Here is a 12,768-nt window from a genome sequence, read left to right as displayed (position 1 = left end):
TCCCTCACTGCAGCTTGCACTTCGTTTCAGGCCGGTCAACTCCGAGCGTGTCGAGTTCGGAGACCTGATGCAGGAAACCTTCCTGCGGCGAGACCGAAACGACCATACGACCATCGGCCAGCAGGATCGGCTGGCGGAGCTGCAGATTCCAGTCTCGCAGGGTCAATCGCGTGCCCTTGAAGGCGGCAATCGAGAAATCCTTGCCCTTGAGGAAAGCGATGACCTTCTTGGGGTCCCCCGAATTGGTGCGGGATGCGGCTTCCCCGATCATGCGGGCAGCGGTCCAGGCCTGCATGTCGAGTGCCGTCATGCGGCGCATGTTCAGCTTGACGAAGCGGTTTTGAATCTGGACCGCGCCCCACTGGTCATGCGCCGCATCCCAGCTGGTCGGCACCAGGCCCGCCGAGCCCGCCACCGGACGCGGGTCCCAGGTGCGGTACGGCAGATAGTTCGCGAACACCTCGCTCTCGTCGGCGGCGACCAGCACGTCGTAAGCCGGTGCCTGCTGGGTGAACACCGGCATCTGCCGCTGGATCAAGGTCACGCCGCTGTCGGTGCGACGCGCGCCGCCGGTGTCCTCGAAGGTCCGCTCCTGAACGATCTTGGCGCCGAAACGGGTGGCGGCACGGCGCAGCGCGTCGGCGTAAAGCTTGTCCTGGTCATGCGAGCCGACGACCAGCAGCCAGCGCTTCCACTGCTTCCACACCAGATATTGGCCAAGCGCATCCGCCAGCATGGAGCGGGTCGGTGCGATGTGGATCACATTGGCGCGGCAGTCCTGCTCGCGCAGCCGATCGTCGATCGCGCCGGCGTTGAGCAGCACGGTGCCGCGGTCGCGCAGCGCGTCGGCGACCTCGAGCAGGGCATCGGCGGGCAGGTCGGTGATGATATAGTCGTTGCGGCCGGCGAGGTCGGTCGCGACCTTGGCGACATCATCGCTGTCCTTGACCTTGACCTCGTCGAGCACGAAGCGCTGGTTGAGGAATTTTCCGGTTGTGTTGTTATCCTCGATCGCAAGACGTGCGCCGGCGATGCCGTCATTGTCGGCGGGCTGCTCGACCAGCGAGAGCGTCGATCTGACGCCGGCATGGCCGAGATAGCCGATATGAACCTCGACGGGATCAGCCGCCAGCGCGCCGGTCGCCACCATGCTGAGCGCGATCGTGCCGATCAGCCATCGCAACATAACTCCTCCCGCAGTCTTTTTTCACTCGGCATGGCGCTCGGAAATCCGGCCTCCATGCCGTTGACTTGCAAGATGCCGGAATTGGCCTAGCTTGCAACCCCGCTTTTTGTCGTTGCGACGTTACAAATTACGATTGGTTCACAATCATGAGATCAGCGTTTGCCTTCGCCGTTTCTTTGCTGGTGGTGTCTGCGACGGTGGCGCGCGCCGAGCCGCCCAAGCTCGCGGTGTTCGACCTCGAGATGATCGACACCAGCCTGCAGGGGGAAGTGAGCGGGCCACGCAGTGATGAGCAGGCGCGGCTGCTCCGGGCCGGCGATCAGGTGCGCAAGGAGCTCGCGGACTCCGGCAAGTTCCTCGTGCTCGACATCGCGCCCGTCAATGCTGCGGCGCATGGCAGCAATCTTCAGGCCTGCGGCGGCTGCGATGTGAAGCTGGCCGGCGAACTGGGCGCTGATCTCGTGATGACGGGCGTGGTGCAGAAGGTCTCCAACCTCATCCTCAACATCAATCTCTATCTGCGGGACGTGCATAGCGGGCAATTGCTGGCAGCGGCGAGCGCCGACATGCGCGGCAACACCGACGAATCCTGGTCGCGTGCCACCGACTATCTCGTGCGCAACCGCCTGCTCGCGCCGAACTACGGCGCGCCGCAGGCGCGGTAGCCTGCGCGCACGAATGGACCTCCGTCATCCTGAGGTGCGAGCCTTGCGGCGCATTTGCGCCGTTGGGCGAGCCTCGAAGGATGCATCGGCCCGGTTTCAGCCACACGTAGAAATTCGGGCCGTGCATCCTTCGAGACGGCCGCTTCGCGGCCTCCTCGGGATGACGGGATGAACGGACTGCGTGACGCTCAAGCCTTCAGCCGTGCGGCGTGCCAGCGCAGATGATCGGCCATGAAGGTCGAGATGAAGTAGTAGCTGTGGTCGTAGCCCGGCTGACGGCGCAGGGTGAGGGGGATGTTGGCCTTCTCGCAGGCGGCCTTCAGTAATTCGGGCCGCAACTGCTCGGTGAGAAAGCCGTCGGCATCGCCGTAGTCGACCAGCAGATCGGAGAAGCGGGCACCGTCCTCGATCAGGGCAACGGCGTCGTGCTTGCGCCACGCCTGCTTGTTGCTGCCGAGATAACCGCCGAGCGCCTTGTTGCCCCATGGCACCTGCGACGGCGCCACGATCGGCGCGAACGCGCTCGCCGCGCGATAACGATCGGGATGGCGCAGCGCGATCGTCAGCGCACCATGGCCGCCCATGGAATGACCGAGGATCGACTGCCGCGTCGTGTCGACCGGGAACTGCGCGGCGATCAGCTTGGGCAATTCCTCGGTGACGTAGCTCCACATCCGGTAATTGGTCGCGAACGGCTGCTCCGTCGCATCGACGTAGAAGCCGGCGCCGAGTCCGAAATCGTATGAGTTGGCGGGATCGCCGGGGACGCCTTCGCCGCGCGGGCTGGTGTCGGGCGCGACGAAGATCAGGCCGAGCTCGGCGCATGCCTGGCGGAATTCGCCCTTCTCGGTGACGTTGGCGTGGGTGCAGGTCAGGCCCGACAGATAGGTGACGACGGGCAGCTTGGTGTCGGCCGCATGTTCAGGGACGAACACCGAGAAGGTCATGTCGGTCTTGGCCTCGCGGCTTGGGTGCCGATAGACGCCTTGCGTGCCGCCATGCGACTTGTTTTGGGAAACCGTCTGCATTGTCGTGTTCCTCTTGGTTGGAGCGCTGCGTCAGGCGACGCCGCTCTCGATCGCCAGCCGCACCAGCTCTGCCGAAGTGCGCACGCCAAGCTTCTGGCGCATGATCGATGACGTGTTTGCGACCGTCTTGTATGATGAATGCACCAGCCAGGCGATCTCCGACAGGCTCTTGCCGGAACTGAGCAGGCGCAGGATCTCCATCTCGCGCGAGGTGAGCTTGGAGAGCGGATTTTGCGCAAAGCCCGGCCGCGCAAACGCCACGTTGCGCGCGATCGCCGGCGGCAGATAGACGCCGCCATTGCCGACCTCGCGCACCGCTTCCACCAGATCGTTGGGATCGCCGGTCTTCGAAACGTAACCCTTGGCGCCGATGTCGATGGCGCGGGCGGCGAACACCGGGTCGTCGTTCATGCTGAACATGATGAGGCGCGCAGATGCATCATGCGTCAGGATGCGGCGCGCCAGCTCGAAGCCTGAGACCGTCGGCAGGTTGATGTCAATCACGCAGAGATCGGGCTTCTCCGCGACGAACGCCCGTTCGCCGCTTTCGGCATCCGCCGCTTCCAGCAGCGTGATCTCGGGATCGTCGGCGAACACGGTGCGGCAACCGGAGGCAACGATGGGATGATCATCAACGATCAAAATGCGCATGGCGTTGTTCCGGCGACCTGCTTCGATTCACTCATCATCACGTCGGTTTGCGCGAAGGACAGGTCGGTTCCGACCGGTTGTGCACCTCGTGCGGGATTGCGATAGGGTGCGATTAGATAGCCGGGCAAATTTGGCTGTCAACGATCCTCTCGGAGGAGGGATCGCGGTCGGGGGCAACGTCATGTGGCAAAAGCTATCTTTGCGCGCGCGGATCAACCTGCTGCTGGCGCTGATCCTGGCGCTTGGCCTCGGCATTAATATTGCGCGGCTCGTGCTGGAAGCGGGGCCGCGTGTCCAGGCCGAGGACCAGAGCGTGATCCGTCTGGCGCGTGAATTCGTTGCGACGATCGTGGCCGGTCTCGACGAGGCGCCGGATCCCGATGCGCGGCTCGATCAGATCGTCCAGGACCTGAGCCGGCTGCGTCATGTCAGCATCACGCGGCAGGATGGCGCAACCGCAAAATCCCCTGACCGCCCCGAGGGCGCCGGCGATCCGCGCGCTCCGCCGCAGTGGTTCGTCGCGCTGGTTCATCCCGAGCAGACCTCGGTGCGGGTACCGATCTCGGTGCACGGCAAGCCGCAATCGCTGGTCATTACCTCGCATCCCGACGACGAAATCGCCGAGATCTGGGACGGCATCGTCACCCAGCTCGAGGTCGGCTCCGCGATCGCGGTGGCGCTGCTTCTGGTCACCATGCTGGTGGTCGGCCGCGCGCTGGCGCCGCTGGAGGCACTGTCGCAGGCCATGACCGGCATCGAGGCCGGGGACTACGACGCACGCGTCGAGCCCGGCGGATCGCCGGAATTGGCCGCGATCTGTGCCAAACTGAACCATCTGGCGGCGACCCTTGGCGATGCCGTGGAGGGTAAGCGGCAGCTCGCGGAGCGCGCGGTCTCGCTGCAGGATTCCGAGCGCAAGGAGATCGCGCGCGAATTGCACGATGAGTTCGGGCCCTATCTGTTTGCCTTGCGCGCGCATGCCGGTGCGCTGACCCGGCTGTCGGAAGTCGAAAAGCCGGAGCCTGCGGCATTGCGCAAGCACGGCAATGCCATCCTCGAGCAGGTCAACGCGCTCCAGCAGTTCACGCGCCGGATTCTGGAGCGATTGCGGCCGGTCGGACTGGCCGAGCTCGGGCTTGCGGAAGCGCTCGGCGCGCTGGTGCGGCTGTGGAGCGAAACGCACCCGGAGGTGGAGATCGAGAGCCGCATCTCGCCGGCGCTCGGCGAAACCGGCGAGATGGCCGACCTCACGATCTATCGCATCGTCCAGGAGGCGCTCACCAACGTGTTCCGCCATGCCGGCGCGACGGCGGTCGATATCACGATCGAACCGGCGGACCGGCAGGCCGGCCTACGCGGCAGCCGCGACTGCGCGCTCGTGCGGGTTCGCGACAATGGCCGCGGCCTGCTGAGGGATCACAGGCTTGGCCGCGGTTTGACCGGGATGCAGGAGCGGATCCTCGCGCTTGGCGGCACGCTTAACATCAATTCCAGCGATGATGGCGTGACGGTCGAGGCGCTCGTGCCAAAGGCCGTACGGTCCTAGACGATTGGCTGTCGCCAATATCTGAAAGCCGCCCACGCCAGCGCCACTGCGCCGGCGATCCAGAGCACGACGATCGCGATCATTCCCGCCCGGCTGGTCGGACGCTGCAAGACGGCGCCGGCCTTGGCACGGCATTCCGCCATCACCTCGTCCGGCACGAGCGAGATCGCAAGCCAGATGCCCAGCGGCAGCAGGATCAGATCATCGAGATAGCCGATCACCGGAATGAAATCCGGGATCAGATCGATGGGCGACAGCGCATAGGCCGCGACGGCGACGGCAAGGGCCTTGGCATACCAGGGCACGCGCGGATCATGCGATGCGAGATACAGCGCAACGCTGTCCCGTTTGAGGTTGCGTGCCCAAACCTTGATCGAGGACAGCTTGGTTGAGGACAACTTGATCGGAGAAAGTCTGTTGGCGGACGGCATGGCTCAACGCCTGCACGTCGGATGGAACCGCTATTCCAGCACCACATCGGCCGGCATGCCGCCGTGCAGGCCCTTGTGGACGGAGGAGGGCGCGATGCCGAAATACTTCCGGAAGACGCGGCTGAAATGCGACGAGCTCGAGAAGCCCCAGGAGAACGCGACGTCGGTGATGGTCTTGCCGTTCTGGGACTCCAGCTCCTGCCGGCAGTTCTGCAGCCGGGCCTTCCAGATGTAGTCGCTGACCGTCATGCCGCGATCGCTGAACAGCATGTGCAGATAGCGCTTCGAGCAGCCGAGCGCCGCCGAAATGCGGTCGATGCAGAGATCCGGATCGCGGAGGTGCTCGCGGATGAAGCCCTGGGCCCGCACATAGGTGGCCTCGGCGCTGCCGCGGTCGAACATCGCGCCGGTCTCGCGCAGCGGCAACAGCAGCAAGTCGATCAGCGCATCAGCCACGCCGACGGCGTTGACCGGCGTCAGCGTCGGTGCCTCGCCGAAGGCGGCATGGACGAAATCATAGGCGATGCGGCCGGTGCCGTTGCGCGCCGACAGCTTGCACGGCGCCATCTTGGAGAGCTGGAAGCCGCGCTCCTTGAGCAGGTCCTTTGGAACGATGACAACCTCGTGCCGCGTCAGCGACGGGCTGATGATGGTGTGCGGACACGACACATCGTAGGCGAAGCAGTCGCCCGGCATGATGTCGAAGTGCAGGCCGTCCTGCTCGAAATGCGAGACGCCGTGGGTCTGGAACACGATCTTGATGTAGGGGTGTTCGCTCAGCTTGATGCGCGAGATGGTGTGCGCGATCCGGTGCTGGCTTGCCTCGATCTGACACAGCTTCAGGCGCGATACCGTCGTGAAATTGACCCGGGCTTCGAGCGAGGATCCTTCCAGCGCATCGACGTCGAACTGGCCGCAAAGGTCAGTGAGCGCATCCGACCAGCGCTGAATCTGCCGCTTGGGCGTCAATCCGTTCGTGCTGAGAGAATGGACTGTATCGGACATCTTTCCAGCCACCGATTCGATCCCCACGTGACTGCTCACCGAGCTTAAGTCTGGCCCGGGATGATGCGCCTTCTCCCTGATTCTGAATAGCTTAGGGAGGCGGCGGGATTTCTTCCCGGTTAATGTCGGGTGATCCTCCGACTTAGTTCTGGGCTCGTCAAGCGCAACCTTAGCACGCGTCAATCTGGCATCCGGATCGCGCCGGCCGCGATTGATGCCCTGCAACATGAAGCAAGCTTTCCAGCCAATTCAGGGCCGGGCGACAAAAATCTGACGAAGCTTCGCTTTTGAGCAAACGGCTCTTCTCTTTTGGGCAAGTCAGCGCGCTTCAAGAGGACTACGACTGGGGCACCAAAATGGAAGAAGTGGGGCCGTTTCGGCGGAAACCCTTGAGCTCTTGAACCTGGGAGGAAATCCACGATGCGCAAGATGCTTTACGCGACCGGTCTTGGGGCAATGGCGGTATTTGCCGCCGGAGCGGCCAACGCCAATGACGAACTCCACAAGATGTCGCAGAACCCGAAAGACTGGGTGATGCCGGCCGGAGACTACGCCAATCAGCGTTACTCCAAGCTGAATCAGATCAACGCCTCGAACGTCGGAAAGTTGCAGGTCGCCTGGACGTTTTCGACCGGCGTGCTGCGCGGCCACGAGGGTGGCCCGCTGATTATCGGCAACATCATGTACGTCCACACCCCGTTCCCAAACAAGGTCTATGCTCTTGACCTTTCGCAGGACAACAAGATCGTCTGGAAGTACGAACCGAAGCAGGATCCGAACGTCATTCCGGTGATGTGCTGCGACACGGTCAACCGCGGCGTTGCCTATGGCGACGGCAAGATCTTCCTGCACCAGGCCGACACCACGCTGGTGGCGCTCGATGCCAAGACCGGCAAGGTCGAATGGACGGTGAAGAACGGCGATCCCAGCAAGGGCTCGACCGGCACCTCCGCGCCGCTGGTGGTCAAGGACAAGGTGCTGCTCGGCATCTCCGGCGGCGAGTTCGGCGTCCAGGCTCATGTGACCGCTTACGACATCAAGACCGGCAAGCAGGTCTGGCGCGGCTTCTCGGAAGGCCCGGATGACCAGCTCCTGGTCGACGACAAGACCACCGAGCTTGGCAAGCCGATCGGCAAGGATTCGAGCTTGAAGACCTGGCAGGGCGATCAGTGGAAGATCGGCGGCGGCGCGACCTGGGGCTGGATCTCCTACGATCCCGAGCTGAACCTGGTCTATTACGGGTCGGGCAATCCCTCGACTTGGAATCCGAAGCAGCGTCCCGGCGACAACAAGTGGTCGATGACGATCTGGGCGCGCAACCCGGATACCGGCGTCGCCAAGTGGGTCTACCAGATGACGCCCCATGACGAATGGGACTATGACGGCGTCAACGAGATGATCCTCTCGGATCAGACGATCGACGGCAAGGCGCGCAAGCTGCTGACCCACTTCGACCGTAACGGCCTCGGTTACACGCTCGATCGTGCCACCGGCGAACTGCTGGTCGCCGAGAAGTACGATCCGAAGGTGAACTGGACCTCCGGCGTCGACATGAAGAAGGACTCGCCGACCTATGGTCGTCCGAAGGTTCTTGATGCCGCGTCGACCGACAAGGCCGGCGAGGACGTCAACGTGAAGGGCATCTGCCCGGCAGCGCTCGGCTCGAAGGACGAGCAGCCGGCAGCCTACTCGCCGGACACGCAGCTGTTCTACGTGCCGACCAACCACGTCTGCATGGACTACGAGCCGTTCAAGGTGAGCTACACCGCAGGTCAGCCCTATGTCGGCGCGACGCTGTCGATGTATCCGCCTCCCGGTGAGACCAACATGGGCAACTTCATCGCCTGGGACGGCAAGACCGGCAAGATCGTGTGGTCGAACAAGGAGCAGTTCTCGGTCTGGTCGGGTGCGCTCGCGACCGCCGGCGGCGTGGTGTTCTACGGCACGCTGGAAGGCTACCTGAAGGCTGTCGACGCCAAGACGGGCAAGGAACTCTACAAGTTCAAGACCCCGTCCGGCATCATCGGCAATGTCACCACCTATGAGCATGGCGGCAAGCAGTACGTCGCCATTCTGTCGGGTGTTGGCGGTTGGGCAGGCATCGGCCTCGCGGCCGGCCTGACTGATCCGACGGCCGGTCTCGGCGCAGTCGGCGGCTATGCCGCGCTGAGCAACTACACTGCGCTCGGCGGAACGCTCACCGTGTTCTCGCTGCCGCAGCAGTGAGCTGAGCAACCTCGTTCCGGCGCATGGAGCGATCTCCATGCGCCGGTCCGTCTTCAATCTGCACGCGAGGATATGCTTTTGCGTAAGATCTGGTTTGTGAGTGCTGCGATCTTTGTCGTGGCAATGGGTGGAGTTGCCTCCGCCGAGGACGCTGGCGACCCGACCGCCGTCAAGTCCGAGGACGGCAAGTATCTCGACAAGGATGGAAACCCGACGTTCAAGGTTACGGCCGACGGCACGACGGACTGGTACACCTACTCCGGCTATCGCCGCTATCATTCGGAGTGCCATGTCTGCCACGGCCCCGACGGCATGGGATCGACCTATGCTCCGGCGCTGGCGAATTCGCTGAAGACCATGAGCTACGCGGATTTCATGGGCGTGGTCGCGAGCGGACGCAAGAACGTTTCCACGGCGCAGGAGAACGTGATGCCGGCGTTCGGCGATAACCCGAACGTTGCCTGCTACATGGACGACCTCTATGTCTACCTGCGCGCCCGCGCCAATGACGCGGTTGGGCGTGTTCGGCCGGCCAAGCACGAAGACAAGTCGGAAGCCTATGGAAAGGCGGAAGACGCCTGCATGGGCCACAACGACAAGAAGTGAGCCCGTCCGGTGCGAACGAGAAACCTGTTTGACGTTTTGTGGAGACCAAGATGAAGACCCGCGCCGCAGTCGCATTTGAAGCAAAGAAGCCGCTTGAGATCGTCGAGCTCGATCTGGAGGGTCCCAAGGCCGGCGAGGTCCTGGTCGAGATCAAGGCGACGGGCATCTGTCACACCGATGCCTACACGCTCGACGGCTTCGACAGCGAGGGCATCTTTCCCTCGATCCTCGGGCACGAAGGTGCGGGCATCGTTCGCGAGGTCGGCGCCGGCGTGACGTCGGTCAAGCCGGGCGATCATGTGATCCCGCTCTACACACCGGAATGCCGGCAGTGCAAAAGCTGCCTGAGCCAGAAGACCAATCTCTGCACCGCGATCCGCGCCACCCAGGGCAAGGGCGTGATGCCCGACGGCACCTCGCGCTTCAGCTACAAGGGCAAGACGGTCTTCCACTATATGGGCTGCTCGACCTTCTCGAACTTCACCGTGCTGCCCGAGATCGCGGTGGCCAAGATTCGCGAGGACGCGCCGTTCGACAAGAGCTGCTACATCGGCTGCGGCGTCACCACCGGTGTCGGCGCGGTCGTCAATACCGCCAAGGTGACGCCGGGCTCCAACGTGGTCGTGTTCGGCCTCGGCGGCATCGGCCTCAACGTGATCCAGGGCGCCAAGATGGTCGGCGCCGACAAGATCATCGGCGTCGATATCAATGACTCCAAGGAAGCCTGGGGCAAGCAGTTCGGCATGACGCATTTCGTCAACCCGACCAAGGTGGGCGGCGACATCGTGCAGCACCTGGTGGGCCTGACCGATGGCGGTGCCGACTACACCTTCGACTGCACCGGCAACACCAACGTGATGCGGCAGGCGCTGGAAGCTTGCCATCGCGGCTGGGGCGTCTCGGTGGTGATCGGTGTCGCGGAGTCCGGCAAGGAGATCGCGACCCGGCCGTTCCAGCTCGTCACCGGACGCGTCTGGAAGGGCACGGCCTTCGGCGGCGCGCGCGGCCGCACCGACGTGCCGAAGATCGTCGACTGGTACATGGGCGGAAAGATCCAGATCGATCCGATGATCACCCACGTGCTGAAACTCGACGAGATCAACAAGGGCTTCGACCTGATGCACGAGGGAAAATCGATCCGTTCGGTCGTCGTATTCTGAAATCAAAATACCAAGCACTAGGAGGATAGGTCAATGACTGTTCATATCCACCCGTCGGTCGACAATGGCGTCAAGCAAGGCTCCGGCAGTTTTGCCGGCGGCACGCTGGTCTGCAAATGCGCGGACAAGCCGGTCAAGGTCGGCATCAAGGGCGACGTCGCCCACAACCATGCCTGCGGCTGTACCAAATGCTGGAAGCCTTCGGGCGCCACCTTCTCGGTGGTCGCGGTGGTGCCGCGCGAGAACGTCACCGTGCTGGAGAACGGCGACAAGCTGAAGATCGTCGATGCGGCGGCGGTGATCCAGCGCCATGCCTGCACCGGATGCGGCACCCACATGTACGGCCGGATCGAGAACAAGGGCCATCCGTTCTATGGCCTCGATTTCATCCATCCCGAGCTGTTCCAGGAGTCCGGCTCGGCAGCGCCCGGATTTGCCGCCTTCGTGTCGTCGGTGATCGAGTCCGGCGTCAAGCCGGCCGATATGGCCGGGATCAGGTCGCGGCTCAAGGAGCTTGGGCTCGAGCCCTATGATTGCCTGTCGCCGCCGTTGATGGACGCGATCGCCACCCACGTGGCGAAGTCCAAGGCGGCCTGACGACGGCACCGTGACAAAGGCGGCCTGACCGACTCGCCTTTACGAGATCCTGCGCCGGCAGAGGGTCTGCCGGCGGGGGATATGCTGGTAGTACCCGTGACCTTGAACCTTGCATGCCTTGCGGACGACCACAGGGCATGCATTTTATTTTCCGCTTTGCCCTCGTCCTTTCCCCGATCCTGCTGCTTTCGCCGGCCGGCGCCGCGTCGCCGGAAGACCGCTATATCGCCGCGCGTGACGCCGCGATCGCCAAATTCGCCAAGCTGTCGAACGACAACAGATCAATGAGGCCGTCGACAAGGCCGAGGCGGCCGCGCGCGACGAGCTGAAGGGGCAGCTGACGGCCATCCTGTCCCAGCCGGCCCCGCCGGGCTTTGCTCACGCCCAGCTCAACCTCGACACTCTATACAAGGGCGATATGGGGTTCGGCATGCTGGACGGCCTGCGCTTCGATGCCGACACCGGCAGGGACGGGGAAAAGATCGGAGAAAAGCGTGCCGACGGCAGCTTCGTCGAGCCGAAAGCCCATATCATCGTCACCACCGAGTCTCTGTTCACGCGCTGGCTGCACGAACACAAGACCTGGTGGGACAAGGGCAGCAAGAACGTGCCGCAGCAGGTCGATGCCGCTCTGAAGTTCGAGGGCCTCTACACCCAGGCGATCTCGACCAATGCCGCGGTGGTCAATTTCGACGACCTGCCGATCGCCAAGCCGGCGTCGGCCACCCTGGCTTACGGCTTCCTGGCCGGCCGCACCCAGGATTCGTTCCCCGACAAGGCCGACGAGGTGTTCGTGTCGGCGCTCGCCGGCGGCAAGATGTATGTCGCCTATGGCGAGATCGAGCCGGCGGTGCAAGTGCCGGCCTGCACCGCGATCCGCACCGACTACAACAAGAAGGCCGATGCGGCGGCCGAGAAGCTCGAGCGCAAGCAGGTCAGCAGGCAGGCCTATGACAAGCTCGGCGACCTGCACCAGCAGGGCGAGGATGCGTTCAAGCGCTGCTTCACCGAGCGCGCGCCGCAACAGCCGGCCTTCGCCGCGGCCACCAGGCAGGCCCAGGCACTGCTCGAGGCGGCGATCGGCAAATAGCCCGGCAAGCTATCCCACTCGCCAAACAGCAGACACATCCACGCCACCTGCAGGATCGGCCAGGCGGCAAATGCGATACACAGCAGCCCATTGCCGAGCGGCTTGCCTTGTCGGCGCACCCGGATCAGGGAAGCGACCCCGAATGGAACGAGCAGAAGAAATGTCGGTGCGAAAATCGCGCCGTATAAAATGACGAGCTCCGCATGCGCGGCAATGCCGTCCTGCATGCTGGATTGCAGCAAGCAGAAGTAGATGACGAGGAGAACGGGGGCGAACAGGGCCGCCGATGCGGCCGGCGAAAATTCTGATGCAGCGATGCCAGGCATCAGCATCCATCGCCGGATGATGATCCACCCCGCTGAGAACATGATGATCAGCGGCAATCCCAGCTTCAACAGAACGTGTTGCGCGTTCAGGATGCTCGTCAGATAGAGTGCCACAGGAAATCTCCGTGAGTTGCGATATGCGTGCCTCGATCGTTCGCGATTCACGCCGAGCCATCGCCGCCTCTCTTAACAAGATGGCGGCGGCCGTGACGGACTTTGTCATGCAGAATTCGCGCTTTGTCGTGCAGGGT

At 63.4% G+C, this 12,768-nt stretch carries 13 protein-coding genes; 8 read left to right on the top strand and 5 right to left on the bottom strand.

Annotated elements, in window-relative coordinates; all coding sequences use genetic code 11:
* Positions 1 to 4: 4 nt before the first annotated feature.
* Positions 5 to 1,186 carry an ABC transporter substrate-binding protein gene (locus tag ACVWY5_RS24535; protein ID WP_028336926.1) on the bottom strand — a complete coding sequence of 394 codons (1,182 nt, stop codon included), beginning with the start codon at positions 1,184 to 1,186 and terminating at the stop codon, positions 5 to 7.
* A gap of 146 nt (positions 1,187 to 1,332) precedes the next feature.
* On the opposite strand from ACVWY5_RS24535, the gene ACVWY5_RS24530 reads away from it, so the two are divergent.
* Positions 1,333 to 1,851 carry a DUF3280 domain-containing protein gene (locus ACVWY5_RS24530; RefSeq protein ID WP_321176850.1) on the top strand — a complete coding sequence of 173 codons (519 nt, stop codon included), beginning with the start codon at positions 1,333 to 1,335 and terminating at the stop codon, positions 1,849 to 1,851.
* Between the two features lie 188 nt (positions 1,852 to 2,039).
* Here ACVWY5_RS24530 and fghA read toward each other — a convergent pair whose 3' ends face one another.
* Both fghA and ACVWY5_RS24520 read right to left on the bottom strand, forming a co-directional pair.
* Positions 2,040 to 2,879 (bottom strand): S-formylglutathione hydrolase, encoded by an 840-nt coding sequence (gene fghA, locus ACVWY5_RS24525; protein ID WP_028336924.1) that lies wholly within the window; start codon positions 2,877 to 2,879, stop codon positions 2,040 to 2,042.
* A gap of 30 nt (positions 2,880 to 2,909) precedes the next feature.
* Positions 2,910 to 3,530, bottom strand: a complete 621-nt coding sequence (locus ACVWY5_RS24520; protein ID WP_016847801.1) for a response regulator transcription factor — start codon at positions 3,528 to 3,530, stop codon at positions 2,910 to 2,912.
* Positions 3,531 to 3,711: 181 nt separating this feature from the next.
* Here ACVWY5_RS24520 and ACVWY5_RS24515 point away from each other — a divergent pair, with 181 nt between their 5' ends.
* Positions 3,712 to 5,076 (top strand): histidine kinase, encoded by a 1,365-nt coding sequence (locus ACVWY5_RS24515; RefSeq protein ID WP_028336923.1) that lies wholly within the window; start codon positions 3,712 to 3,714, stop codon positions 5,074 to 5,076.
* On the opposite strand, the gene ACVWY5_RS24510 is transcribed toward ACVWY5_RS24515, so the two are convergent.
* Both ACVWY5_RS24510 and ACVWY5_RS24505 read right to left on the bottom strand, forming a co-directional pair.
* Complete coding sequence (locus ACVWY5_RS24510) at positions 5,073 to 5,507, bottom strand: YkvA family protein (protein WP_051376305.1); 435 nt, start codon at positions 5,505 to 5,507, stop codon at positions 5,073 to 5,075. The genes ACVWY5_RS24515 and ACVWY5_RS24510 overlap by 4 nt on opposite strands.
* Before the next feature lie 30 nt (positions 5,508 to 5,537).
* Positions 5,538 to 6,512 carry a helix-turn-helix domain-containing protein gene (locus ACVWY5_RS24505; protein WP_016847804.1) on the bottom strand — a complete coding sequence of 325 codons (975 nt, stop codon included), beginning with the start codon at positions 6,510 to 6,512 and terminating at the stop codon, positions 5,538 to 5,540.
* A 420-nt stretch (positions 6,513 to 6,932) separates the two neighbouring features.
* On the opposite strand from ACVWY5_RS24505, the gene xoxF5 reads away from it, so the two are divergent.
* The 6 genes from xoxF5 (at position 6,933) to ACVWY5_RS24475 (ending at position 12,191) form a co-directional block, all read left to right on the top strand.
* Positions 6,933 to 8,738 (top strand): lanthanide-dependent methanol dehydrogenase XoxF5, encoded by a 1,806-nt coding sequence (gene xoxF5 / locus ACVWY5_RS24500; RefSeq protein ID WP_028336921.1) that lies wholly within the window; start codon positions 6,933 to 6,935, stop codon positions 8,736 to 8,738.
* Positions 8,739 to 8,861: 123 nt separating this feature from the next.
* The gene (locus ACVWY5_RS24495) at positions 8,862 to 9,344 is read left to right on the top strand and encodes a c-type cytochrome, methanol metabolism-related (protein WP_038376554.1); all 483 of its coding nucleotides are present in this window, start codon (positions 8,862 to 8,864) and stop codon (positions 9,342 to 9,344) included.
* 50 nt (positions 9,345 to 9,394) lie between these two features.
* Positions 9,395 to 10,504, top strand: a complete 1,110-nt coding sequence (locus tag ACVWY5_RS24490; RefSeq protein WP_024580243.1) for an S-(hydroxymethyl)glutathione dehydrogenase/class III alcohol dehydrogenase — start codon at positions 9,395 to 9,397, stop codon at positions 10,502 to 10,504.
* 33 nt (positions 10,505 to 10,537) lie between these two features.
* A complete protein-coding gene (gene gfa, locus ACVWY5_RS24485) occupies positions 10,538 to 11,101 on the top strand; it encodes an S-(hydroxymethyl)glutathione synthase (RefSeq protein WP_016847312.1) in 564 nt (187 codons plus the stop codon).
* A 137-nt stretch (positions 11,102 to 11,238) separates the two neighbouring features.
* Positions 11,239 to 11,430, top strand: a complete 192-nt coding sequence (locus ACVWY5_RS24480; RefSeq protein ID WP_028336919.1) for a hypothetical protein — start codon at positions 11,239 to 11,241, stop codon at positions 11,428 to 11,430.
* A 101-nt stretch (positions 11,431 to 11,531) separates the two neighbouring features.
* Positions 11,532 to 12,191, top strand: a complete 660-nt coding sequence (locus ACVWY5_RS24475; protein ID WP_321176849.1) for a hypothetical protein — start codon at positions 11,532 to 11,534, stop codon at positions 12,189 to 12,191.
* Positions 12,192 to 12,768: the final 577 nt, after the last annotated feature.

It is taken from the genome of Bradyrhizobium sp. USDA 3256, from assembly GCF_054058275.1.
This window is presented reverse-complemented; position numbering and strand designations above follow the sequence as displayed.

Bases quoted from the DNA above. Each gene is read 5' to 3' on its own strand.
- gfa (WP_016847312.1), top strand. From the start codon at position 10,538: ATGACTGTTCATATCCACCCGTCGGTCGACAATGGCGTCAAGCAAGGC.
- ACVWY5_RS24530 (WP_321176850.1), top strand. From the start codon at position 1,333: ATGAGATCAGCGTTTGCCTTCGCCGTTTCTTTGCTGGTGGTGTCTGCG.
- fghA (WP_028336924.1), bottom strand. From the start codon at position 2,879: ATGCAGACGGTTTCCCAAAACAAGTCGCATGGCGGCACGCAAGGCGTC.
- ACVWY5_RS24480 (WP_028336919.1), top strand. From the start codon at position 11,239: ATGCATTTTATTTTCCGCTTTGCCCTCGTCCTTTCCCCGATCCTGCTG.
- ACVWY5_RS24535 (WP_028336926.1), bottom strand. From the start codon at position 1,186: ATGTTGCGATGGCTGATCGGCACGATCGCGCTCAGCATGGTGGCGACC.
- ACVWY5_RS24505 (WP_016847804.1), bottom strand. From the start codon at position 6,512: ATGTCCGATACAGTCCATTCTCTCAGCACGAACGGATTGACGCCCAAG.
- ACVWY5_RS24515 (WP_028336923.1), top strand. From the start codon at position 3,712: ATGTGGCAAAAGCTATCTTTGCGCGCGCGGATCAACCTGCTGCTGGCG.
- ACVWY5_RS24520 (WP_016847801.1), bottom strand. From the start codon at position 3,530: ATGCGCATTTTGATCGTTGATGATCATCCCATCGTTGCCTCCGGTTGC.
- ACVWY5_RS24495 (WP_038376554.1), top strand. From the start codon at position 8,862: ATGGGTGGAGTTGCCTCCGCCGAGGACGCTGGCGACCCGACCGCCGTC.
- ACVWY5_RS24510 (WP_051376305.1), bottom strand. From the start codon at position 5,507: ATGCCGTCCGCCAACAGACTTTCTCCGATCAAGTTGTCCTCAACCAAG.
- ACVWY5_RS24490 (WP_024580243.1), top strand. From the start codon at position 9,395: ATGAAGACCCGCGCCGCAGTCGCATTTGAAGCAAAGAAGCCGCTTGAG.
- ACVWY5_RS24475 (WP_321176849.1), top strand. From the start codon at position 11,532: ATGCTGGACGGCCTGCGCTTCGATGCCGACACCGGCAGGGACGGGGAA.
- xoxF5 (WP_028336921.1), top strand. From the start codon at position 6,933: ATGCGCAAGATGCTTTACGCGACCGGTCTTGGGGCAATGGCGGTATTT.